General features: G+C 68.1%; 23 protein-coding genes. 8 read left to right on the top strand and 15 right to left on the bottom strand.

Annotated features, from left to right (window positions below; translation table 11 throughout):
* Positions 1-64 precede the first annotated feature (64 nt).
* Both E5P3_RS30320 and E5P3_RS30315 read right to left on the bottom strand, forming a co-directional pair.
* Positions 65-1336 (bottom strand): sensor histidine kinase, encoded by a 1272-nt coding sequence (locus E5P3_RS30320; protein ID WP_162589348.1) that lies wholly within the window; start codon positions 1334-1336, stop codon positions 65-67.
* Positions 1333-2898: an ATPase domain-containing protein gene (locus tag E5P3_RS30315; protein WP_162589347.1), complete on the bottom strand. Its 1566-nt coding sequence runs from the start codon at positions 2896-2898 to the stop codon at positions 1333-1335. Before E5P3_RS30315 ends, E5P3_RS30320 begins: the two co-directional genes overlap by 4 nt.
* Positions 2899-3081: 183 nt before the next feature.
* Between E5P3_RS30315 and E5P3_RS30310 the strand changes: the two genes are divergently transcribed.
* Entirely contained in the window at positions 3082-3660 is a 579-nt protein-coding gene (locus E5P3_RS30310; RefSeq protein ID WP_162589346.1) for a molybdopterin-dependent oxidoreductase, read from the top strand.
* Between the two features lie 127 nt (positions 3661-3787).
* On the top strand, positions 3788-4474 hold the full coding sequence (locus tag E5P3_RS30305; RefSeq protein WP_162589345.1) for a hypothetical protein: 687 nt from the start codon (positions 3788-3790) through the stop codon (positions 4472-4474).
* Positions 4475-4530: 56 nt separating this feature from the next.
* Here E5P3_RS30305 and E5P3_RS30300 read toward each other — a convergent pair whose 3' ends face one another.
* Both E5P3_RS30300 and E5P3_RS30295 read right to left on the bottom strand, forming a co-directional pair.
* Positions 4531-5313: an OBAP family protein gene (locus tag E5P3_RS30300; protein ID WP_162589344.1), complete on the bottom strand. Its 783-nt coding sequence runs from the start codon at positions 5311-5313 to the stop codon at positions 4531-4533.
* A gap of 155 nt (positions 5314-5468) precedes the next feature.
* Positions 5469-7199, bottom strand: coding sequence for a RecQ family ATP-dependent DNA helicase (locus E5P3_RS30295; protein WP_162589343.1), 1731 nt, complete (start codon positions 7197-7199; stop codon positions 5469-5471).
* Between the two features lie 240 nt (positions 7200-7439).
* Here E5P3_RS30295 and E5P3_RS30290 point away from each other — a divergent pair, with 240 nt between their 5' ends.
* The 4 genes from E5P3_RS30290 to E5P3_RS30275 all read left to right on the top strand — a co-directional run bounded on the left by E5P3_RS30290 (position 7440) and on the right by E5P3_RS30275 (position 9789).
* A complete protein-coding gene (locus tag E5P3_RS30290) occupies positions 7440-7937 on the top strand; it encodes a hemerythrin domain-containing protein (RefSeq protein WP_162589342.1) in 498 nt (165 codons plus the stop codon).
* A gap of 69 nt (positions 7938-8006) precedes the next feature.
* Complete coding sequence (locus E5P3_RS30285; protein WP_162589341.1) at positions 8007-8618, top strand: hemerythrin domain-containing protein; 612 nt, start codon at positions 8007-8009, stop codon at positions 8616-8618.
* 38 nt (positions 8619-8656) lie between these two features.
* Positions 8657-9544: a ZIP family metal transporter gene (locus E5P3_RS30280; RefSeq protein ID WP_443083301.1), complete on the top strand. Its 888-nt coding sequence runs from the start codon at positions 8657-8659 to the stop codon at positions 9542-9544.
* A gap of 17 nt (positions 9545-9561) precedes the next feature.
* Positions 9562-9789: a hypothetical protein gene (locus E5P3_RS30275; RefSeq protein ID WP_162589340.1), complete on the top strand. Its 228-nt coding sequence runs from the start codon at positions 9562-9564 to the stop codon at positions 9787-9789.
* A gap of 60 nt (positions 9790-9849) precedes the next feature.
* On the opposite strand, the gene E5P3_RS30270 is transcribed toward E5P3_RS30275, so the two are convergent.
* The 3 genes from E5P3_RS30270 to E5P3_RS30260 form a co-directional block, all read right to left on the bottom strand.
* Positions 9850-10212, bottom strand: coding sequence for a hypothetical protein (locus tag E5P3_RS30270; protein WP_162589339.1), 363 nt, complete (start codon positions 10210-10212; stop codon positions 9850-9852).
* Between the two features lie 85 nt (positions 10213-10297).
* Complete coding sequence (locus E5P3_RS30265) at positions 10298-10579, bottom strand: hypothetical protein (protein ID WP_232073390.1); 282 nt, start codon at positions 10577-10579, stop codon at positions 10298-10300.
* A gap of 138 nt (positions 10580-10717) precedes the next feature.
* Entirely contained in the window at positions 10718-11281 is a 564-nt protein-coding gene (locus tag E5P3_RS30260) for a DUF4142 domain-containing protein (RefSeq protein ID WP_232073389.1), read from the bottom strand.
* Between the two features lie 198 nt (positions 11282-11479).
* On the opposite strand from E5P3_RS30260, the gene E5P3_RS30255 reads away from it, so the two are divergent.
* Together E5P3_RS30255 and E5P3_RS30250 are read left to right on the top strand one after the other, a co-directional pair.
* Positions 11480-12400, top strand: coding sequence for a manganese catalase family protein (locus tag E5P3_RS30255; protein WP_162589338.1), 921 nt, complete (start codon positions 11480-11482; stop codon positions 12398-12400).
* A 107-nt stretch (positions 12401-12507) separates the two neighbouring features.
* Positions 12508-12717, top strand: a complete 210-nt coding sequence (locus E5P3_RS30250) for a KGG domain-containing protein (RefSeq protein WP_162589337.1) — start codon at positions 12508-12510, stop codon at positions 12715-12717.
* Positions 12718-12779: 62 nt separating this feature from the next.
* On the opposite strand, the gene E5P3_RS30245 is transcribed toward E5P3_RS30250, so the two are convergent.
* Genes E5P3_RS30245 through E5P3_RS30210 form a run of 8 tightly spaced genes read right to left on the bottom strand, consistent with a single transcriptional unit; the run spans position 12780 to position 21469 of the window.
* Entirely contained in the window at positions 12780-13805 is a 1026-nt protein-coding gene (locus E5P3_RS30245) for a uroporphyrinogen decarboxylase family protein (RefSeq protein ID WP_162589336.1), read from the bottom strand.
* A gap of 43 nt (positions 13806-13848) precedes the next feature.
* Positions 13849-14553, bottom strand: a complete 705-nt coding sequence (locus E5P3_RS30240; RefSeq protein ID WP_162589335.1) for an ABC transporter ATP-binding protein — start codon at positions 14551-14553, stop codon at positions 13849-13851.
* Positions 14546-16396 carry a branched-chain amino acid ABC transporter ATP-binding protein/permease gene (locus E5P3_RS30235; RefSeq protein WP_232073387.1) on the bottom strand — a complete coding sequence of 617 codons (1851 nt, stop codon included), beginning with the start codon at positions 16394-16396 and terminating at the stop codon, positions 14546-14548. Before E5P3_RS30235 ends, E5P3_RS30240 begins: the two co-directional genes overlap by 8 nt.
* Entirely contained in the window at positions 16397-17260 is an 864-nt protein-coding gene (locus E5P3_RS30230) for a branched-chain amino acid ABC transporter permease (RefSeq protein WP_162589334.1), read from the bottom strand. It abuts the gene before it with no gap.
* A gap of 14 nt (positions 17261-17274) precedes the next feature.
* Positions 17275-18492, bottom strand: coding sequence for an amino acid ABC transporter substrate-binding protein (locus E5P3_RS30225; protein WP_162589333.1), 1218 nt, complete (start codon positions 18490-18492; stop codon positions 17275-17277).
* 49 nt (positions 18493-18541) lie between these two features.
* Positions 18542-19507 (bottom strand): Bug family tripartite tricarboxylate transporter substrate binding protein, encoded by a 966-nt coding sequence (locus tag E5P3_RS30220; RefSeq protein ID WP_162589332.1) that lies wholly within the window; start codon positions 19505-19507, stop codon positions 18542-18544.
* Between the two features lie 22 nt (positions 19508-19529).
* Positions 19530-20666 carry a CaiB/BaiF CoA transferase family protein gene (locus tag E5P3_RS30215; protein WP_162589331.1) on the bottom strand — a complete coding sequence of 379 codons (1137 nt, stop codon included), beginning with the start codon at positions 20664-20666 and terminating at the stop codon, positions 19530-19532.
* The gene (locus tag E5P3_RS30210; RefSeq protein ID WP_162589330.1) at positions 20663-21469 is read right to left on the bottom strand and encodes a citryl-CoA lyase; all 807 of its coding nucleotides are present in this window, start codon (positions 21467-21469) and stop codon (positions 20663-20665) included. Before E5P3_RS30210 ends, E5P3_RS30215 begins: the two co-directional genes overlap by 4 nt.
* Between the last annotated feature and the right edge of the window lie 17 nt (positions 21470-21486).

Raw genomic sequence — 21486 nt, 5'->3', positions numbered from 1 at the left:
TCGTGGTGCGAGGCTCGATCTCCATCGTCATCAAGGCATGACGACTGTTGTAAGGATTTGCAGTTCAGACCTCTTGCCGAGGAGCAAGCAGCTGCGCGGGCGGTGAAGCCACGGGCAGCGTGACATGGAACGCCGCTCCGGCGTCGCGTCCGGCGCTTTCCACCCGGATGGTTCCGCCGTGGCGTTCGACAATGTGGCGGGCGATGGACAGGCCGAGTCCCAGCCCCAGCGCATTCGCCTTCAGCTGCTTCGTGAATGGTTTGAAAACATGCGGGAGCAGCGCTTCTTCAATGCCGCTGCCCGTGTCGGTCACCGAGAGTGCATACATCTGGGTGTCGCGACGCAGCTGAATCGCAATGTGCCCCGACGCCGGGGTGAACTTGACGGCGTTGGAAAGAAGATTCCAGAACACCTGCTGCAGACGATCCGCGTCGGCGATGATCGGCAACTGGCCGGCTTCATCCAGGTCCGGAATTGCGATGTCAATCTGCTTGGCCTCGGCATGCGGCACCACCGCAGACACCGCTGCCTTGAGGATGTCGCGAAGCGATGTCAGCTGCATATCGATGCGCAACTGGCCGGTGCGCGTTCGCGCCGCCTCGATCAGGTCCTCGACCAGCCGCGCCTCGGTCTTCACGTGGTGCTTCATGTTGACCAGAGAGGCCCTGATGGCCTCCGGATCGGCGAGCGCACCACGCAGCAAGAGCTCGATTCGCGTTCCGAGCACGGACAACGGCGTTCGAAGCTCGTGCGACACGCTGGCAAGAAACACCTCGCGCAATCGACTGAGCTCCTGGAGGTGCTCGACGGCCTCCGCATGGCGAACCGTCGATTCGATCATCGTCTCGAGCAGCTCGGTGTAGACGGTCATGCGCCCCTCGGTGACCGGCGATTCAAGGCGCGCCTGCGCCCAAAGGCGCGTACCGTCGACGCCGAGTTGGCGGCCGATGCGCTCGCATCCCAGCGGCGTTCCGAATGTGGCGAACGCCCATCCGTAGACGATCGCTCCACGCACCTGGCCACCCATCGACAGCGGGACTGCCCGCAAGCGCAGCTCGTCGCATACGCTGGCGTGCGCGGCGACGCCAGTTTCAATGACCCGCGCGGCGAGGTCTCTTTCAATCCTGTCCCCGGGGCGGTCCGCGTTCCACACGCCTGAGTTCACCAGAAGCCGTGCAACCTTGGAGGAGGCCAGGGGCCCTGCCTGTCTTGCAAGGTCGTGGTCGTAGGCGCAGACGCAGAGTTCGGTTGCCGCAGCGAAGCGTGCCAGCGCATGACGCCAGCCTTCCCAGTCCAACCCCGTCGGACGGCCGTCGGAGTCGGCGCTGTCGTTCACCGGGCCGTCTCGGGGGGGAGTTCCGGCGAGTCAGGCAGCGCCTTGCCGTGCGCGACGGCGTCCTCGATCACCGGGCTCTTGCGCGACGGTGAGCGCGCCAGGAGCCCGTAGTAGGAGGAGAACGGCAATTGCGGCACGGGTGTCGTGTCGTCCCCCTCGACCGCCGATTCATCGAGCAAGGAAATGCCGCCTGCGCCGATCACGTACTCGCGGGTCGTCTGGATGTTCTTGCTCCCGCGCACCTTCGGTACCGCGATCGCGCGGCGCAGGCGCGTGGAGATCTCCACGTAGCTCAGCAGGATGATGTTGTCGACCAGGTGCGATCCCTTGAGCTCCTCGCTGATCTGCGAGACGCCCAGGAGCTCGGGACTCTCGTAGTTGAAGAACGCCGTCGCAAGCCGTCCCTTGACGAAATCCGCCAGCGCATAGAGAAAGTCGGAAGCCTGGTCGGTGCTCGCCATCTCGTACACGGCCACCGAATCGAAAACGATGCAGTCGATGCCTTCCTTCTCCACCAGCTTCGCCACCCGGTCGAAGTGCACGTCGAGCTCCAGCTCCAGGGGCGATTCATAGTGGATGAAGAGCGAGCCTTGACGCATCAGGCCTTCGAGGTCGAAGCCCAGGCTCGCCGCGTTGCGGATCAGCTGGCGTGGATGCTCATCCAGCGTCACCAGCAGCGCCCGCCGCCCGGCCAGAATCGCCGACGTCAGGAACTGGACGCCCAGAACCGTCTTGCCGGTGCCGGAGATGCCGGTGACCATCGTGATCGAGCCCTCGTAGAGCCCCCCGTCCATGATCAGGTCCAGCGCGGCGCAGCCCGCGGACACGCGTTTGCTCGACGTGGGCTGGTCCTCGTCGACCTTGGGGCGCGACTGGGCACGCCGATACACCAGGATGCCACCGCCGGATTCGATGCGCATCGCGTGGCTTCCGCTGATGAAATCCTGGCCGCGCGACTTGACCACCGACAGCGTCCTATGGACCCGCCGGCGCACCTCGGTGCGCGTCAGCGAAATGATGGTGTCGAAGATGAAGCGCTCGTGCGCATGGGCCTCCACCTTCGTGTCCGCGCGCTCCGCGGTGACAAGCGTCGTGACACCGAGCCGGGTGAGTCCGTCGATGAGCAGGTGGACATCCTCGCGAAACGGCTTGTCGTTGGCCTCGGCGTACAGCCGCAGCGGCGTCAAGCCATCGATCATCAGCCTGCGCGCGCCGATGGCCGCCAGCTCGGCGGTGAATGCGCCTTCCGACGAACGGAATTCATTGAGCAGCACGGCCGGCGAGGTCTGGATGATCTTGACCTTGCGCTCATCGATGAGACGCTGCAGATCCCAGCTGAACCCCCTGGCGTCTCGCAACAGCTTCTCGGCGTCGAGCTCGAAAGAGACGATCACGCCGGGTTCGTCGTATAGCGCTGCGCCCGCATGGATGAAAGCCAGGCCAAGGGTTGTTTTCCCGGCACCCGGCGCACCTTCGACCAGGATGTTGTTGTTGCGCTGGACGCCGCCTAGAAGCACCTCGTCCAGCCCTGGAATGCCGGTACGCACGGGGTCTTGCATCATCTGGTAGCCCTTTGGGTTGTTGCTCGGGGAGCCGGACTTTACTCCGCGCAGCCCACTGTACGGCGCCTGCCCACTTGTGAAAAGACACACTCGAAGGATGCTGGCGCATCTCTCCCCGCAGCGGTCCTGCAGGGCACGAACTTCGTGCTTCCCTGCGATGGCGCCTCCCCCCACAATCGCCCGATGAAAAAACGACACTTCCTCGGCACGGCGGCGCTGGCCGCATCGTTCCCTTCCCTCCACGCATCGGCGGCAGACAAGACCCCGAAGGGCCCCGGCCTCCTGACCGTCAGCGGCGCGGTCGGCAAGACCAGCCGCGGCCCCCTCGATCCGGCGCTCGACCAGTTGATGGCGAAGCACGGCGTCAAGTTCGACAAGGCCTATGTGTTCGACGCAGAGGCCTTGCACCGCCTGCCGGTCGTGCGGATCAAGCCGACGCTCGAGTACGACGCCAAGGTCCACGCGCTCGCCGGCCCCTTGCTGACCAGCGTGATGGAAGCCGCGGGCGTGCCCGCCGACGCGATGCTGGCGCTGCGCGCCGTGGACGGCTATGTCGTGCCCGTGCGCATGGCCGATGCGCGCAGCTACCGGATGATCGTGGCCACCGAGATGGATGGCGCCCCGCTCGCGCTCGGCGGCCTGGGGCCGTTGTGGGCGGTCTACGAGGCCGACACGCTGCCCGCGTTCAAGGACAAGCCGCTCAAGGAACGCTTCGCCCTGTGCCCCTGGGGGCTGTACAGCGTCGAGGTCACGCGCAGCTGAAGGCGCCGCTTCTCCGCGCTGACCCTAGTGGTCATTCCGGCGTGCGGCTCCCATAATCCGCCCACCTTGAACCGGGGCGCCCACCATCGGTGTGCGCGAACAACAACCTTCGACAAGGAGCGCAACCATGGCAAGACGTCTTTCCCGGCCCCTGCGGGCCGCGCTGATCTGCCTGCCCCTGGCCGTCGTGGCATGCACGGCGATGAAGTCCGGCGGCTCAGGGAGCGGGGGCATGAGCTTCTTCGTGAGCAGCGTCGGCGCCGGCAAGGGGGCCGACCTGGGTGGGCTGGCCGGGGCCGACCGGCACTGCCAATCGCTCGCGGCGGCGGCTGGTGCGGGCAGCAAGACATGGCGTGCGTACCTGAGCACGCAGGCCAAGGACGGCGTGCCCACGGTCAATGCGCGCGACCGGATCGGCAAGGGCCCGTGGTTCAACGCGAAGGGCGAGCTGATCGCGCGCGATGTGGAGCAACTGCACGCGGCCAACAACATCACGAAGCAGACGGCGCTCAACGAGAAGGGCCAACTCGTCGAAGGGCGCGGCGATACGCCGACCCGCCACGACATCCTGACCGGCTCGCGTACGGACGGCACTGCCTTTTCGCCGAACGACACCGACATGACCTGCGGGAACTGGACGCGCAGCGGCACTGAGGGCGTCGCGATCGTGGGCCATCACGACCGCTCGGGCCCTACGACGGACCCCTGGTCCACGTCATGGAACTCCTCGCATCAGTCGCGCGGCGGGTGCAGCCAGCAGGCGTTGCGCGGGACGGGTGGGGACGGCTTGCTCTACTGCTTCGCCACGAACTAGCGGGGCCTCTGACGTTCTTCCTGCCGGCCGGCGGCGTTTCCCAGCCCGAACGCAGGCTACTTGCCGCCTGCGGGATGGCCGTGCTGCGTGCCCGTCGGGTCCGCGAGCTGGACCGTCCGTCCCTTCTGCCACGCGTCCGCGCCATCGGCGATGGCCGGCGCCGGTATGTCCTCCCGCTGTCTTTTCTTGTCCGCGCTGGCGATGCCGAAGCGCTTGTCGCGCTCGGCGACCATCGCGGCATCCGCCTGGCCGTCCGCGGTGAAGCCCATCATGACCTGCGGGATGCCGGTGGGCAGCTGCTTCTTCTGGTCGGTGTGCCAGGTGTGGAAGGTCTTTCCGTAGGTGCCGACGAGCTTGGTCATCAGCGCATGCTCGGCCGCTTCGGGAATGCCCGGCGCGATCAGCTGGCCGGACTTCACTTCATGGACGTGGCTGTGCCACAGCGCCTTCTCCTGCTCCGGCAGGGTTTTGAACAGGCGTTCGCTGACGATGTACTCGACGCCCATGAGCTTCGCACCCTTGACGTTGCCGTCGTAGATCACGCACTGGATCAGCTCCTCGTTGAGGATGGCGCAGTAGTGGTGCGCCTCCATCTGCATGTGAGGGCTGCCGTTGTAGAAATGGAAGCCGTCCAGGTAGGCATTGAGCGCTTCGATGGGCGGCTTGTCCTGCAGCGCCGCGGCACCTCCCTCCAGGGCTCGTGTGCTGGCTTCCTTGGCGGCCCCGGGCGAAGGGGCGTTGGACGCCGTGTTGCTGCCGCCGCACGATCCGAGAAACGCGCAGGCTGCAAGCAGCGTGATGGCGATCGGCGTGCGCGCCGCGCTTGAATCTGCAGGCATTCGCAACTCCTTTCCTTGGTTGGATGCGACCTCGGGCCAGTGTGTCGATGAGCGGCGGGCGGCTTGACGGCGCAGGCGGCCTCTTGTTGCAGGACGCAGGCGCAGCCCGCCGGCGCTTCGAAGCGCTGCGCGTTGGACGCAAACCTGCGCCGGTCTCATCCCGTTCTGGCTGACGGGCGCGAGGCCCGCCCCGGGTTCTTCCGGCTGCCGATGGGCTGCACGAAATCCGGTTGGAAGCAGCGGCGGCTCCCGTCGGCGAACTCGATCGTGATCGACAACGCATCCGCGCTCACCACGTTGCCCTCGCCGTACCGCTTGACCCTGACCGGCTGGCGCGCAACGAAGGCCGGCGGCGGCAGCCGGGGCCGTGCGGGATGCCGCAGTTTCGGGGCCTCGCCGTCCACCGCGCCCGACGCTGCCATGGCCGCCTCGTGCCGGGCGATGCGGCGGCAGTTGTCGCAGTTCCCGCATCGCTCCTGCTGTGCCTCTTCCTCCAGATAGGCAAGCAGCACCTGCCAGCGGCACTGCCCGCTCTGGGCGTAGAACACCATGCGCTCCAGCGTCGCGTGGTCCTGCTCGCGCTTGCGGCGGTAGGCGGCCACGAGTTCGTGTACCTCGGTGGCGGCGAGATCGGCGCGCAGCACGCGCACGCGGCCTTCGCGATCCACGCCCACGATGCGGCGGTTGCGCAGCAGGCCGACCGCCGCCTTCAGCTTGTTCTGCGGCAGGCCGGTGCTGTCCTTCAGGCTGGCCAGCGTGTGCCCCCCCGCCTGCGGCGGATCCCGTTGCAGCGCCCCGAAGAGCGCGTCGAGCTCCTCTTCCGTGGGATAGCGCCCCGTCAGGAAAAACTGCTGCAGCGCCCGGTCGCGACGCAGGAACAGCAGCGTGCAGGCCGAGGGCGCGCCGTCGCGCCCGGCGCGACCTGACTCCTGGTAGTAGGCGTCCAGGCCCGAGGGCATCTGGTAGTGCAGGACGAACCGGATGTCGGCCTTGTCGATCCCCATGCCGAACGCATTGGTCGCCACCATCACGCGCAGGCGATCCGCCATGAAGGCGTCCTGTGCCTCGCGCCGTTCGGCCGCACTGCGCCGGCCGTGATACAGGCCGACCGATTCGCCTTCCGAGCGCAGGGCCTCGTACACCGCTTCCGCCGCCTTCACCGTCGCCGTGTAGACGATGCCGCTGCCCTTCGCCGCGCCGACCAGCGCGAGCGTTCGCCGCAGTCTGTCGTCCTCGCGTGCATGCTGTTCCACCGCGAAGTGCAGGTTGGGCCGGTACGTCCCCGTGTCGATCCAGCCGGACCTGGGGATGCCCAGTTTCTCCATGATGTCGGCCGCGACCTCGCTGTTCGCCGTCGCCGTGAGTGCCAGCACCGGCGGATCGCCGATATCCTTCGCGACCGTGCCGATGCCCAGGAATGCCGGCCGGAAATCATGCCCCCACTGCGAGATGCAATGCGCCTCGTCGACCACCAGCAGCGAGATCTCGCGCCCCCGCAGCAGTGCCGCGAAGCCGGCGTCGGCAAGCCTCTCCGGCGTGGCGAACACCAGGCGCGCCGAGCCGTCGCGAACGGCCTCCTCGCCCGAGCGGCTCTCCTCGGCTTCCACGTGGCTGTTGAACTGCACCGCGGGAATGCCCAGCGACTGCAGCTTCTCGCATTGGTCCTTCATGAGCGCGATCAAGGGCGAGACCACCACCGTGCAGCCTTTGAGCAGCAGGGCCGGGAGCTGGTAGCACAGCGATTTGCCCGCACCCGTGGGCATGACCGCGAGCGTGGAACGACCGCCGAGCACGCGCTCGATGACCTGCCGCTGCCCCGGGCGCAAGGCCTGCAGTCCAAAGACGGTGCGCAGCGTGTGCTGCAGCCGGCGTTCCGGAACGCGCATGACGGGTCTCCTGTCTCATTGAGTGCCAGTCGCGATCTGACACGAGCAGCCCCGGTCCGGCAGGTAGGACGACAGAGGTTTCGCCCACCGGCGCGCCTGCCACGCATGAGCTGGCGTCAAGCCATGCGCTCCTGCCGCTTCCGCTTTATCGACATTTCTCTGCGGCGCGCTCCTACGCGAGTCCCGATTGCGGCATCACAAGCTGTGCTTCCCCGCAACCACCACACCATTGGAGCCAAGATGCCCACCACCACCAAACGCGCAGAGCCCGATGCCTGCAGCCTGCTCGACGCCGACCACCGCAACGTCAAGAAGATGTTCAAGGAATACGAGACGCTGGCCGGCTCGAAGGCGGCCAGTGCGACCCAGAAGAAGCGCGAGCTCGCCAACGAGATCTGCATGGAGCTGACCGTGCATGCGCAGATCGAGGAAGAGATCTTCTATCCGGCCCTGCGAGAAGCCATCAAGGAAACCGACCTGCTCGACGAAGCAGAGGTCGAGCATGCGAGCGCCAAGGACCTGATCGCACAGATCCAGGACGCGGCCGAGGTCGACGACAAGTTCGACGCCAAGGTCACGGTGCTCGGCGAGTACATCGACCACCATGTGAAGGAAGAGCGCAACGAGATCTTCGTCAAGGCGCGCGCGGCCCGCGGGCTCGACCTGGTCGCCCTGCGCGAGCAGCTGGAGACGCGCAAGGAAGAACTGATGGGCGAGCTCACCAGCGCGGCCGCCTGACCCTTTTTTCCCGACGTGGTTGGCGGTGGCTTGGCCACCGCCTTTTTTGCGCACGCAACGGAGCACGCCATGAACAACCTGGTTTACCGTTTGTTGCCGACCGCGACGAACATGATTCGCCTGGACCACACGCACGTGATGTCCACCTTCCACCAGTACAAGGCCAGTGCGCCGGCCCGCGTGAGGAAGGGCCTCGCTTCCACCATCTGCACCGCGCTGGAAGTTCATGCCACCCTCGAGGAAGAGATCTTCTACCCGGCGGTGCGCGAGGTCACGGAGGATGAGCTCATCCGCGAGAGCATGGCCGAGCACCAGGAGATGAAGCGCCTCATCGGGATGCTGCGCCGGATGGAGCCGGAGGCCGTCGACTACGACGAGACCGTGATGGCCCTGATGCGCGAGGTGCTGCATCACGTGGCCGACGAGGAAACCGTCGTCCTGCCCGCGGCCGAGCGCCTGCTGGGCGACAGGCTCGGCGAGCTGGGCGCACGCATGACCAAGCGCCGTGTGCAGCTCGTCGCACCGCGCAGCGGCGAGATCGCGCTCGACATGGGCCGCGCGGTCTCGGGCAACACGGCGGCGCTCTCGATCGCCGGGCTCGCGGCGCTCGGACTGTTGTGGGCCAGCCGAGCCGGACGCACGCGGCGCCACCTGCCGCGCGCGACGATCTTCCATCGGTGACGGCCGTGGAACCAGGGTCGCCATGGGCCGGCGCGTCGCTGCGTTTGCGCCCGCGCGGCCGGCTGTCCCTGCGGCGCTGGCTGGGCGTGGCCATCGTCCTGGCGGGCGTCGTCATCCTCGCCCACCAGGCCTTCGAAGGATTGGCACGCGGGGATGCGCGCATCCAGGGCGCGCTGATCGGCGGAATGATCGCCGCGCTGGCCACGGCCCTCGGCACCTTGCCGGTGCTGCTCTCGCAGCAGTTCTCGCAGCGCAGCTACGACATCATGCTCGGCTTCGGCGCCGGCGTGATGCTCGCGGCAAGCTCCTTCTCGCTGGTGATTCCCGGCCTGGCAGCGGCCAAGGCCCAGGGCGCCACTGCCTGGGGCGCCGGGGGCATCGTCGGCTGCGGCATCGTGCTGGGCGCGCTGCTGCTGCTGGCCATCGATCGCGCCGTGCCGCATGAGCATTTCGTGAAGGGGCTCGAAGGCCCGCAGGCGCGCACCTTGCGGCGCGTCTGGCTCTTCGTGCTGGCGATCGTGCTGCACAACCTGCCGGAAGGGCTCGCCATCGGCGTCGCCTTCGCCGGCACCGATCCGGTCGGCGCCGCCGCCCTTACCACGGGCATCTCGATCCAGGACGTGCCCGAGGGCATGGTCGTGGCCCTGGCGCTGCGCGGGATCGGCTACGGGCGGCTGGCCTCGGCCGCGCTCGGCATCGCGTCCGGCCTGGTGGAGCCCGTGGCGGCGGTATTGGGGGCCGTGCTCATCAGCGTCTCCGCAGGCATGCTGCCCTGGGGACTGGCGATGGCGGCAGGCGCGATGCTGTACGTGATCAGCCACGAGGTCATCCCCGAATCGCACCGGCAGGGGCACGAGGCCTGCGCCACAGGCGGACTCGTCCTCGGCTTCGTCGTCATGATGGTGCTGGACACCGCGCTGGGCTGATCACGCGGTTTCGTCGGATGCAACTCGACTGGATTCAATGGCCTGCATTCGCGTCGTCCCTGGCGGCCGCCTACCTGGTGGCGTCCAACACCCGCACAAGGCGCAATACAGGCTTCTGGATCTTCCTGCTCAGCAACGTTCTCTGGGTCGCCTGGGGAATCCCGAACCGCGCATGGGCGTTGATCGCGCTGCAGGTCTGTCTTGCGGCGCTCAACATCCGAGGGTTGCGGAAGACGGAACCGTAGCCACCCGCCGGCCGTGTCTTGCCGCGAATGGCGGGCCCGCTGCGCCGGGTCTCGTACGGCTCAGCGCTTCTTCACCGGCGGCGCCTGGTCGGTTTCCGTCGTGCGGTTGGTCGAGCCGTCACCCGGATGCCGGCCCGTGAGGCCGCCGGTCGTCCCTATACCGGGCGTGCGCAGGTGACCCTCTCGGACAGCCTTGGGGGTGGAAGCGCTGGCGTCTTCCGTGCGCCGCTCTTCCTTCCGATTCGCATCGCGGTTGCGCGTTGCGGGCCGCTTCGAGCTGTTGCCTTCCGCGCTCATGGGCGCGGTTCCCTTCGGATTGCCGGTCGGCTGGGCGACGGCCGGGCCGACGGCTGCCGCCAGGGCCCACAGGCCCCAGTGGAGATTGGCGCTTCGGCGAAAGCAGGAACTCAAGGACTTGTTCATGGCGACTCCTGGTGGGCAGACCCGATGGTTTTCAACTTCCCGAGCAGGGGGAGTGGCAAGCTGCGTGCCAGCCGCGCAGCCCCGTTCAGGCACCACCGATGCCGACCGTCACGTGCCCGGTGCCGCCGCAGTCGGTGCAGGGCTCGCTGCCCGAAATGCGTCCGCTTCCGCCGCAGCGGCGGCAGATCCCTTCGCCGGTTCCCGGCGTGCCCGGGGGCGCCTCGTCGCCGGCCTTCGGCGTCGTGGGTTCGACGGCAGCGCCAGGGTCTTCCTCGCCGGCGACCGACGAACCGCTCTGGTCCGGCGGCGGCACGACCGGCGGTTGTTGCTGCTGCTGCTGCTGGGCTTGCTTCTGCTGCTGTTCCATGTCGCCTCCTGGAGCTGTGGGAGCCATGGCCACAACATCGCCGGTGTGCGTACGTGGTGGCGCGGGCGCAGAGGCCGTGGCGGAGTCGGACGTCTTCCTGCGCGTCGGTGGCCTACCTCATCCCGCCGGGCAAGGCCATCAAGTCGGCCAATGGCTACCTGCGGTTGACCGACCTGGAGACGCAGCCCGGCCTCCAGCGAGCGCCTTCAGGTCGCCGTCCTTGGCATTGGCCTGGGTCTTTTGCAGCAGCTCCCGCGTCTTGCGGTGGTCCCCGACGCCCGCCTGCGATATGTACTGACGGTCGAAGCGTGCGCCGTCCATGTCCTGCATGGCCTTCAACGCGGCCTTGTGCTTCGTGTCGGGCTCGCTCGGCAGCGTCGTCGCCTTCGCCTGGGCCAGCTGCTGGACATCCTTCAGCGCCGTCGAATGGTCGTCCACCATCATCTGGGCGAACTTCTTGACCTCGCCGTTCTGCGACTTCTCCAGCGCCAGCTTGCCGGTGGCGACCTCCGCCATGTTGGCCTGTGCAATGTCGCGCAGCAAGCCCTGGTCGGCACGCTGGAGCTTGGTGGCGGGCGACATGGCTCCCGGCGCGGTCGTGGCGCGCATGGTGTCGCTCTGCGCTTGGGCGGGCACGCCGGCGATGGCGGCGTGAACAAGGCCGGCAGCCGCGAGCATTCGCAGCATCCTGGTTTGCGTCATCTGTATCTCCTTGGAAATGAGTAAGGGGTCTGGCAGCACGGCACGCGGCGTGCCCGCCTCGGACGAGCCGAACTCATCAATGAAAAGAGACAGGAGCGCACCGGGGGTGCCTACACGCATGCACTGGCGACGGAGGAGATTGCACTCCCGCGGCACCCAAGGCCGTTGTGTTCAACCTCTCATTTCGAAGGATGCCCCATGTTCTCCCACAACAAGCGACTCCAGTACACCGTGCGCGTGAGCGAGTGCAATCCCGGCCTCGCCAACCTCATGCTCGAGCAGTTCGGCGGCCCCCAGGGCGAGCTCGCCGCAGCCATGCGCTACTTCACCCAGGCCGTCGGCGAGGACGATCCCGGCCGCCGGGACATGCTGTTCGACATTGCCACCGAGGAGCTCAGCCACCTGGAGGTGATCGGCACCATCGTGGGCATGCTCAACAAGGGCGCCAAGGGCCAGCTTGCCGAGGCGGTGGAAACCGAGGGCGAGATGTACAGGCGCATCACCGGTGCCGGCAACGACAGCCACATCACGCAAGTGCTCTACGGCGGCGGCCCGCCGCTGGTCAACTCCGCGGGCGTGCCCTGGACCTCCGCCTACATCGACACCATCGGCGAGCCGACGGCAGACCTGCGCTCCAACATCGCCGCGGCAGCGCGCGCCAAGATCGTGTACGAGCGGCTGATCGCCTGCACCGACGACCCCGGCGTGAGGGAGGCGCTCGGCTTCCTGATGACGCGCGAGATCGCGCACCAGAAGTCGTTCGAGAAGGCGCTCTACGCGATCACGCCGAACTTCCCGCCGGGCAAGCTGCCGGGCATGCCGGAGTTCACCGGCGTGTACTTCGACATGTCCAAGGGCGACGAGGTGCGCGGCCCCTGGAACCAGGGCGAGCACTGGGACTACCGCAGCGACCCCGAATCGCAGATGGCCGTGGACGGCGGCAGCGGCGAGCCCTCCGTCTCGCTGACGGAAGAGGAGCAGGCGGCCTGCGACGACATGGCAATGCGGACCAGCTCCGATCCGGCGAGCGATCCGCAGACCGGCGCCGAGCTGGGCATGGGCCCGGACGACCCGGATGCGCCCGCGAAAGCGGGAGCATCCGCCCGCAAGCCGAGGTGAACCGGAGCTCCTGAGGCAGGCACGCCGTTTGCCGCGACGTGGAGGGCAGCATCCCTTTCGCGTGCTGCCGCTTTTCTTCGACTTCCCAAACCCAGATAGGAGTCCTGATGGCTTTGAACGACGACGACGATGTCCTGCGCGCAGCACGCGTGCGCCGACGCGGCTTTGCGGGCATGGATCCCGCGCGGCAGCGCGACATTGCCCGCGAGGGCGGGCGCTCGGCGCATGAGAAAGGCACCGCCCACGAGTTCACTCCGGCCGAGGCACGCGCCGCGGGATTGAAGAGCCGCAACCGAAGCAGGCGCGAGGAGCCCTGAAGGGTGAAAACGGCGATGCCTGGGTGGAGGGGCGAGAGGTCGCGGGAGCGAAGCGCGAGCGGCTATGTCGCATGCTCCTCGCGCAACACCCGGGCCGCCGCGACCATCGCCCGCAGCTTGGCCGTCGCCGCGTCCCGCGGCAGGTACTTCATGCCGCAGTCCGGCGCCAGGATCACGTTCTCCGGCTTCACATAAGGCAGCGCGCGCCGGATGCGGTCGACGATGGTCTCCACCGACTCGACCTCGGGCGTCGACAGGTCGATGCAGCCGACCATGACCCGCTTGCCGTCCAGCGCGGCCAGTGCCGAGCAGTCCAGGTGCGATTGCGCGGTCTCGATCGACACCTGCCTGCAGCTGCATTGCGCTAGCTCGGGCAGGAAGGAGTAGCCGCTCGGCCGCTCGTGGATGATCGCCGCGTAGCCGAAGCAGATGTGCACCGCCGTCGTACCGGTGATGCCCTCGAGCGCCCGGTTGAGCGCCGCCAGGCCGTACTGCCGCGCCTTCTCGGGCCGCGCCTGCATGTAGGGCTCGTCGATCTGCACCACGTCGGCACCCGCCGCGAAGAGGTCGCGGATCTCCGCGTTCACCGCCTCCGCGTAGTCCATGGCCGCCTCTTCCTCGGTCTTGTAGAAATCGTTCTGCGCCTGCTGCAGCATGGTGAAGGGGCCGGGCACGGTGATCTTCACCTGCCGGTCGGTGTGGGCGCGCAGGAACTTCAGGTCCTCCACCTCCACCGGGTGCCGGCGGCGGATGCGTCCGACGATGCGCGGCACGGGGTTCGGGTGGCCCGAGCGGTCCAGCGCCGTGCCGGGGTTGTCCAGGTCCACGCCATCGAGCGCGGTCGCGAAGCGGTTCGAGTAGCTCTCGCGCCGGATCTCGCCGTCGCTCACGATGTCGAGCCCCGCCTCTTCCTGCGCGCGGATCGCCATCAGCGTCGCATCGTTCTGCGCCTCCTCCAGGTACTGCGGCGGAATGCGCCACAGCTCGCGCGCGCGCACCCGCGGCGGGAAGCGGCCCGCGAGCTTGGCGCGGTCGATCAGCCAGTCCGGCTGCGGGAAGCTGCCGACGATGGTGGTGGGGAACAGCATGGTCTTCTCCAGAAAAAGTATTGAACGGCTTGAATGGGATGGTTCAAACGCCGAGGTACACGCGCTGGATCTCGGGCCGTGCCAGCAGCTCCTGCGGCAGGCCTTCGGCCACGATGCGGCCTTCCTCCAGCACATAGGCGCGCTGCGACACTTCCATCGCCATCGCGACGTTCTGCTCCACCAGCAGCACCGATACGCCGTCGGCGTTGATCCGCCGGATGGCCGCGAACATGTCGCCCACGATGCGCGGCGACAGGCCCAGCGAGGGCTCGTCCAGCAGCAGCAGGCGCGGCCGCGCCATCAGCGCGCGGGCGATCGCCACCATCTGCTGCTGGCCGCCCGAGAGTTCGCCCGCCGGGTTCGCGAGCTTCTCGTTCAGCGCCGGGAACAGGTCGAGCACCTGCGCCATCGTCTGCTGCCGCTGCGCCTTGGCCTGCGGCAGCAGGCTGCCGAGCTCCAGGTTCTCCTGCACCGTCATGCCGGTGAAGAGGCGCCGGCCCTCCGGCACCAACGCGATGCCGGCCTCGCAGAAACGATGCGCGGGCAGGCGCGTGATGTCCTGCCCGTCGAACACGATGCGCCCGCCGCGGGCGCGCAGCATGCCCGCCAGCGCGCCGATCAGCGTGGTCTTGCCGGCCCCGTTGGGCCCGACCACGCACAGCAGCTCGCCGCGCCGCAGCTCCAGCGACACGCCCCACAGCGCGTTGGCCGCGCCATAGGCCACCTGCAGGTCGTGCACCTCAAGCATGGCCGGCCTTTCCGAGGTAGGCGCTCATCACTTCGGGCCGCTGCATCACGTCGTGCGCCGTGCCCTCGGCCAGCAACTCGCCGTGGTTGAAGACCACGATGCGGTCCGTCAGCGCCATCACCGCGCGCATCACGTGCTCGACGAAGACGATGGTGGAGCCTTGCTCGCGGATGCGCCGGATCAGCGCCACCGCGTCGTCGATCTCGCTGGGCGTCAGCCCGCACAGCACTTCGTCGAGCAGCACCAGCCGCGGGCGCGAGGCCAGCGCGCGCGCCAGCTCCAGGAACTTGCGCTGGTGCAGGTTCAGGTCTTCGGGCCTTGCATCGCGCTTGGCCTCCAGGCCGGTGAACTCCAGCCAGCGCATCGCCTGGCGGTTGGCGTCCGTCGGGTCGCGCACCGCGCCGCCGAACATCGTGGCGATCGCCACGTTCTGCAGCACGCTCAGGTGGCCGAAGGGCCGCGGGATCTGGTAGGTGCGGGCGATGCCGCTGCCCGCGATGCGGTGCGCGGGCAGGCCGTTGAGGCTGCGGCCCTCGAACTCGATGTGCCCGGCGGTCGGCGTGTAGTGGCCGCTGACGACATTGATGAAGGTGGACTTGCCCGAGCCGTTCGGCCCCAGCAGGCCCAGGATCTCGCCGCGCCGCACTTCGACGTCCACCCCGGCGAGCGCGCGCACCCCCTTGAAGGACTTGCTCAGCCCCTTGACGCGCAGCAGCACCTCGCCCTGCGCACCCGCGCTCGCCACCGACGGCGTTGCGGGCAGGACCGCGGCGGGCGCTGCCACTGCGGCTGCCTGCGTGGCCGATTTCGCGGCCGGCTTCGCGGACGGCACACGGCGCCACAGCCGCTTCGCCCGCTCCAGGATGCCGTCGGGCATGAAGAGGATCGCCGCGATCAGGATCACCCCGATCAGCGCCTTGCCCGCCACCGCATGGTCCGCCGCGGTGAAGCTGTAGAGCAGCCCGGTGATCGCCACCGCCCCGATCGCCGGCCCGGCCCAGTGGCGCGTGCCGCCCAGCACGCTCATCAGCACCACCGTCAGCGGCACCGTGATGGTGAACACCTCGCCCGCCGTCACGTACGACAGGAAGAGAGCGTGGATGCCCCCCGCCACCCCCGCCAGCGCGCACGACACGGCCAGGGCCATCAGCTTGTAGCGGTAGGTCGGCACGCCCAGCACCTCGGCTGCTTCCTCGTCATCGTGGATCGCGAACAGCCCGGCGCCGAACTTCGAGACCTGGATGCCCCAGGCGATCAGCAGCGTCGCCACCGCCGCGGCCAGCGCCAGCAGGTAGAAGGTGGACGAGGCCGTGGGCCCGATCTTCGGCACTGCCACCGCCGCCAGCGAGACGCCGTTGCCCCCGTCCAGCGGCGTGTTGACCACGATGGTGCCGATCACGAAGGTGATCGCCAGCGTCAGCAGTGCGAAGAGCTCGCCGCGCACGCCCTTCACGCGGAACACGATCGCGCCCAACGCCACGCCCAGCACCATCGCCACCCCCGCCGCGGCGGGCAGCGTCCACAGGAAGGGCCAGTCGTAGCGCGCCATCAGGTTCGCGCTGGTGTAGATGCCCGCGCCGAAGAAGGCGCCGTGCCCGAAGGAGAAGTAGCCCGAGTAGCCCGAGAGGATGTTCCACGAGGTCGCGAGCACCACCCAGTGCAGCATCAGGTAGAGCAGCGAGTCGTAGAAGGCCGGCAGGCCGAGCTGCGGGACGAAGGCGAGGGCGATGCCGGCGGCGACGATGAGGAGCGGGGTGCGCTTCATCCCGGTGGGCCGCGAGGCGACAGGAATTTCCCTCTCCCCGAGGGAGAGGGAGCCAAGTCCGATGCTCTGCTGCTTCATCTACGCACTCTTTCCCGGCCTGAACAGAAGAATCAGGATCAACAGCGTGAACGACACGATCGGCGCCCACGAGGGTGCGGTCACGGCCATCGTGATCGCCTCGCTCACGCCGATCAATACCCCCGCGACCAGCGGCCCGAGCGCGCTGCCCAGCCCGCCCAGCATCACCGCCGCGAATACCACGCCGACCCAGGCGTACATCTGCGAGGGCGTGAGCGTGAAGCTCAGCGCCAGGCACACGCCCGCGATGCTCGCGAGCGCCGCGCAGGTGCCCGCCAGCAGCAGCCCCTGCGCCTTCTCGTTTACCCCGAAAGCCGCGGCCACTGGTCCGTCCTGCGCCGCCGCGCGCAGCGAGCGGCCCAGGTCGGTGTAGCGCAGCACGCCCCACACCGCGAAGGCGAGCGCCACTGCGATCACCAGCGTGATCAGCTCCGGCACCGGGATGTAGAGCCCCGCGAGCTTGAACTTCTGCTCGCCGTAGTGCGACTCGAGCTTGCGGAAGTCCGCCGTCCAGATCGACTGGATCACGCTCTCGGCGATGCCCGTCAGCCCGAAGGTCAGCAGCAGCGAGTTGAAGGGCGTCACCGCGAAGCGCGCCATCACCCAGTGCAGCCCCGCGCCGAGCGCGAAGAACAGCGGCACGATGACGAAGAGCGTCAGCAGCGGGTCCATGCCCATCGTCGCCATCTGGTAGCACAGGTAGGCCGCCAGGAAGGCGAAGGCGAAATGCGCCAGGTTGATCAGGCGCAGCAGGCCCCAGCTGAGGCTGAGCCCCAGCCCCATCAATCCGTAGAGCGCACCGACGAAGATGCCGGAGAGAATGGACTGGGACAGCAGCGAGATGCTGGGCAGCGTGAAGCCCATGTCAGCACCGCATGTCAGGGCGTGATGAGTTTCGCGTCGCCGGAGGTCACTTCCTTCGGCCACACGACCACCCACTTGCCGTTCTGGATCTGCTTGATGCGCATCAGGTCGTCGCCGAAATTGCCGGTGCCGTCGAAGCGCAGCTTGCCCTGCAGCGTGTCGACCTTGTTGGCCTTGAGCCAGGTGCCGATCGCCTTGTCGTCCAGGCTCTTGGTGTTGACCACGCCGGCCTCCAGGATCTGCCACGCGGTGTAGGAGGCCGCGGCCTGCGTCTCGACCGAGGTGTCGGAGAAGCCGGCCTTGGTCGCGCGCTCGGTGTAGAGCTTCACGAATTCCGCCGCGCCCTTGTTGGAGGTGAAGGGCGGCTGCGCCTCGAAGATGGTGGCCGAGAGCGCGTTCTTCGCGTCGGGCGACGCGAGCAGCGGCCCGGGCGCCGGGTACAGGTAGAAGTGCTGCGGCGGCGAGTAGTCGATCTTCTTCATCGCGTCGAGCAGCAGGTTGCCTTCCAGGCCGATCGCGCCGACCCACACGAAGTCGGGCTTGGCGTCCTTCACGCGGTTGGCGATCGGCCCGAAGTCGCGGTTGCCGAAGTCCCATTCGAGGAACAGCACCTCGGTCAGCCCGCGCTTCTTGATCACCTCGCGCGCACCCGCGCTCATGAACTGGATCGAGGGGAACTTGCTGGTCACCACCGCCACCGTCTTCGGCGGCTTGGGCGAGGCCGCGAGCGCATCGAAGAGCGTGTTGGGCACCGTGGTGGCCGGGTCCGAGCCGATCGACCAGGCCGGGAACTGCATGTCGTACTTGGCCAGCGAGGGAATACCCAGCGTGTGGTGCACCAGCACCTTGTTGTAGCGCTGTGCCACGCCCATGGCGGAGAGGATCGCGCCGGTCGCGTAGGGCCCCATCAGCAGGTCGACCTTGTCGGCAGTCACCAGCTGCTCGTACAGCGTGCGGGCCAGGTCGGGCTTGGACTGGTCGTCCTTCACCACCCACTCCACCGGCCGCCCGAGCAGGCCGCCGCGCTTGTTGAGCTGTTCGACGTAGATCTCGCCCACCACCTTGTGGATCTGCGCCGTGGCCGAGAGCGGCCCGGTCAGCGCCAGCGTGCTGCCGATGCGGATCGGCGCACCCGACGGCTGCTGTGCCAGCGCGAAGCCGGCCGCGGCCAGCGCGATGGCGCCCACGGCGGCGCGCCGCCCGATGCCTCGAAGGTTCTGCTGCGTCTTCATGGTTCCTGTCTCCTATAAATTCTTGTGAGCGAAACGAACGAAAAAACCGTCAGTCGACTTGTGCCCCCGAGCGCTTCACGAGCCCGGCCCACTTGCCGAGCTCGGCCTTGTTGAAGGGCTGCATCTCCTCGGGCTTCATCGGGCGCGACTCGACGCCCTGCTCGCGCAGCTTGGTCATCACTTCGGGTTGCGCGAGTGCGGTGGCGCCGGCGGTGCGCAATTGGGCCAGCGTGGCCGCCGGCGTGGCGGCGGGTGCGTACAGCATGAACCACGCGACCAGGTCGAAGTCGGCAATGCCTTGCTCCATCACCGTCGGCACGTCCGGCGCGGCCGCGCTGCGCACCGCGCCGCTGGCGGCCAGCGCGCGCAGCTTGCCGGCCTTCACCTGCGGCATCACCGCCGCCGGGTGATAGAACATGAAGTCGACTTGCGACGCGATCACGCCCGTCAGCGCCATCGCGCCTTCCTTGAAGGGCACGTGGATCATCTTGCCGCCCAGCCGCTGTGCCAGCAGCTCGCCCGCCAGATGGCCCGAGGTGCCGTTGCCAGCCGAGGCGAAGGTCACGCCCTGCGGCTTGGCGGCGGCCTGGGCCAGGTCCTTGAGCGACTTGATCGGCGAATCCGCCGCCACCACCAGCAGGGTCGGCGTGTAGCCGATGAAGGCGACCGGCGCGAAGTCGCGCATCGGGTCGTAAGGGAGCTTGCTGAAGAGCGCGGCGTTGATCGCGTGCGTGCCCACCGTGCCCATCACGAGCGTGCGGCCGTCGGGCGCCGACTTGGCGACCAGGTCGCTGCCGGTCGAGCCGCCCGCGCCTGCACGGTTGTCCACGATCACCGGCTGCTGCAGTGCCTTGCCCAGCGCTTCGCCGACCACGCGCGCCACCGTGTCGGTGGTGGTGCCGGCGCCGAAGGGTACGACCATCTTCACCGGTCCCTTGTCCTGTGCGTGGGTGGCCGCAGCCGCGAGCAGGACGCCTGCGGCGAATAGTTTGCGCAGGCTTGTCTTCATCTTCATCGCTTGTCTCCGTGGTCTTGATCTATTTGCGCTTCAATGCAGCGCGTATTTCGTCGTTGTGCTCGCCCAGCATCGGCGGCGGCCGCACCTGCAGTGCGCGCTCCCCGTCGAAGCTCACCGGCGAGCGCACCGTGCGGAACAGCCCCATCACCGGGTGCTCGGCCGAGGTCATCAACTGCAGGTGCTTGGCCTGCGGGTCCTCCAGCGCCTCGCTGGTGTCGTACATCGGCGCGTTGGGCACGTCCTCGCGCTGCAGGCGGGCGCACCATTCGTCGCGCGTCTGCGTGGCGAAGCGCGCGCCCAATAGTGCGATCAGCGCCTCCTGGTTCTCGATGCGCGCGTCGCGGGTCGCGAAGCGCGGGTCCTCGAAGATGTCGGGCTGCTCGATCGTCACCGCCAGCCCGCGCCAGAACTTCTCCGGCGAGGACATGTGCAGTGCGATCCACTTGTCGTCCGCGCAGCGCAGCACGTACGACTGCGACACGCTCGGCCGGCTGTACGGCCCCATCACCTCGTCGACCTGGAAGAAGTGCGTGAAGGCATCGAGGTTGAAATGCGCCATCGCCTCCAGCATCGACACCTCCACCTTGCGGCCGATGCCGGTGCGGCTGCGCTCGTACAGCGCGCCCAGCACGCCATAGGCAGCGTAGAAGCCAGTCAATGAATCGGCGATGGCCGGCCCCACCACGCGCGGGTTCTCGGGATTCACCAGCAGGTTGAGAAAGCCGCTCGCCGCCTGCGCCACCGTGTCGTAGGCCGGCCGGTTGGCGGCAGGGCCCGTCGAGCCGAAGCCGCTGATCGCCACGTAGACGAGCTTCGGGTTCAGCGCCTGCAGCCGCTCGGCGCCCACGCCCAGCTTCTCGGCCACGCCGGGGCGGAAGTTCTGGATGTAGACGTCGGCATCGGCGATCAGCGCGTCCAGCACCTCGCGGTCTTCGCTGCTCTTGGTGTCCAGCGTGATGCTGCGCTTGTTGCGGTTGTAGGTCTGGTAGTGCGGGCTGTACAGCCCGTTCTTGAAGGCGCGGAAGGGATCGCCCGTGCCCGGCTGCTCCACCTTGATCACGTCGGCCCCCAGGTCGCCCAGCAGCATGCCGGCGGCCGGGCCCGTGATGAAGGTACCCTGCTCGATGACCTTGAGGCCTTGCAGCACAGGGATCATGCGTGCTTCCCGAAGCCCGCGGGCACGACGCCGTCGTATTCCATCTCGCGCGTCGCCTGGTACGACAGCGCGAAGCCGATGGGCTGGCGCATCTCCTCCACCATGTGCGCGATCAGCCCCGCCGTGCGCGCCAGCATCGGCACGCCCTTGAGCGCCTCGACCGGGAAGCCCGCGCCGAGCAGCACCGAGGGGATCGCGCCCGAGACGTTGAGCTTGAGCGGCTTGCCCAGGAAGCCGGGCAGGAGCCGCTCGCAGGCTTCCGCGATCTCGACGAAGCGCAGGCTCGTGCCCGCCGCCTTGGCCGCGTCGAACAGCGCGCCCACGCGCTCGTCGCGCTCCTTGTGCAGCGGATGGCCGTAGCCGGGAATGGAGCGTCCGGCCGCTCGCCAGGCCTGCATCACCGAGAGTGCCGCCTCGTCCATCGCAGTGCCGGCCTGCAGCTTGGCGTCGATCTCCACGTACATCCGCCCCGCCGTTTCCGACGAACCCAGCACCACCGAGCCGCAGCCCAGGATGCCTGCCGCCACCGCGCCCTGCATCGCATCGGGCGCGGCGGCGAAGGTCATGCGCGCGGCCTGCACGCTGGGCACCAGCCCGTGCTCGGCAATCGCGACGAGCGTGGCGTTGAGCACCGCGGCCTGCCCCGGCGTCGGCATCTGCCCCGTCAGCAGCAGGAAGAAATGGTCGACGAAGGAGATCTTGCCGATCAGTTCCTTCGAGAGGTCGTGTCCGCGGATCACGATGGTGTGTTCGTCCGAGGTGCAGATGGCCGTGCGCGGCACGGTGGCCTTGCCGATCTTCATGAGGGTCCTTGCAAGAA

The sequence above is a fragment of the Variovorax sp. RA8 genome (genome assembly GCF_901827175.1).
Taxonomy (GTDB): domain Bacteria; phylum Pseudomonadota; class Gammaproteobacteria; order Burkholderiales; family Burkholderiaceae_C; genus Variovorax.
This window is presented reverse-complemented; position numbering and strand designations above follow the sequence as displayed.

Excerpts from the sequence above, each read along its gene's own strand:
- E5P3_RS30315 (WP_162589347.1), bottom strand. The coding sequence starts at position 2,898 with ATGATGCAAGACCCCGTGCGTACCGGCATTCCAGGGCTGGACGAGGTG.
- E5P3_RS30310 (WP_162589346.1), top strand. The coding sequence starts at position 3,082 with ATGAAAAAACGACACTTCCTCGGCACGGCGGCGCTGGCCGCATCGTTC.
- E5P3_RS30305 (WP_162589345.1), top strand. The coding sequence starts at position 3,788 with ATGGCAAGACGTCTTTCCCGGCCCCTGCGGGCCGCGCTGATCTGCCTG.
- E5P3_RS30300 (WP_162589344.1), bottom strand. The coding sequence starts at position 5,313 with ATGCCTGCAGATTCAAGCGCGGCGCGCACGCCGATCGCCATCACGCTG.
- E5P3_RS30295 (WP_162589343.1), bottom strand. The coding sequence starts at position 7,199 with ATGCGCGTTCCGGAACGCCGGCTGCAGCACACGCTGCGCACCGTCTTT.
- E5P3_RS30290 (WP_162589342.1), top strand. The coding sequence starts at position 7,440 with ATGCCCACCACCACCAAACGCGCAGAGCCCGATGCCTGCAGCCTGCTC.
- E5P3_RS30285 (WP_162589341.1), top strand. The coding sequence starts at position 8,007 with ATGAACAACCTGGTTTACCGTTTGTTGCCGACCGCGACGAACATGATT.
- E5P3_RS30275 (WP_162589340.1), top strand. The coding sequence starts at position 9,562 with ATGCAACTCGACTGGATTCAATGGCCTGCATTCGCGTCGTCCCTGGCG.
- E5P3_RS30270 (WP_162589339.1), bottom strand. The coding sequence starts at position 10,212 with ATGAACAAGTCCTTGAGTTCCTGCTTTCGCCGAAGCGCCAATCTCCAC.
- E5P3_RS30265 (WP_232073390.1), bottom strand. The coding sequence starts at position 10,579 with ATGGAACAGCAGCAGAAGCAAGCCCAGCAGCAGCAGCAGCAACAACCG.
- E5P3_RS30260 (WP_232073389.1), bottom strand. The coding sequence starts at position 11,281 with ATGACGCAAACCAGGATGCTGCGAATGCTCGCGGCTGCCGGCCTTGTT.
- E5P3_RS30255 (WP_162589338.1), top strand. The coding sequence starts at position 11,480 with ATGTTCTCCCACAACAAGCGACTCCAGTACACCGTGCGCGTGAGCGAG.
- E5P3_RS30250 (WP_162589337.1), top strand. The coding sequence starts at position 12,508 with ATGGCTTTGAACGACGACGACGATGTCCTGCGCGCAGCACGCGTGCGC.
- E5P3_RS30245 (WP_162589336.1), bottom strand. The coding sequence starts at position 13,805 with ATGCTGTTCCCCACCACCATCGTCGGCAGCTTCCCGCAGCCGGACTGG.
- E5P3_RS30240 (WP_162589335.1), bottom strand. The coding sequence starts at position 14,553 with ATGCTTGAGGTGCACGACCTGCAGGTGGCCTATGGCGCGGCCAACGCG.
- E5P3_RS30235 (WP_232073387.1), bottom strand. The coding sequence starts at position 16,396 with ATGAAGCAGCAGAGCATCGGACTTGGCTCCCTCTCCCTCGGGGAGAGG.
- E5P3_RS30230 (WP_162589334.1), bottom strand. The coding sequence starts at position 17,260 with ATGGGCTTCACGCTGCCCAGCATCTCGCTGCTGTCCCAGTCCATTCTC.
- E5P3_RS30225 (WP_162589333.1), bottom strand. The coding sequence starts at position 18,492 with ATGAAGACGCAGCAGAACCTTCGAGGCATCGGGCGGCGCGCCGCCGTG.
- E5P3_RS30220 (WP_162589332.1), bottom strand. The coding sequence starts at position 19,507 with ATGAAGATGAAGACAAGCCTGCGCAAACTATTCGCCGCAGGCGTCCTG.
- E5P3_RS30215 (WP_162589331.1), bottom strand. The coding sequence starts at position 20,666 with ATGATCCCTGTGCTGCAAGGCCTCAAGGTCATCGAGCAGGGTACCTTC.
- E5P3_RS30210 (WP_162589330.1), bottom strand. The coding sequence starts at position 21,469 with ATGAAGATCGGCAAGGCCACCGTGCCGCGCACGGCCATCTGCACCTCG.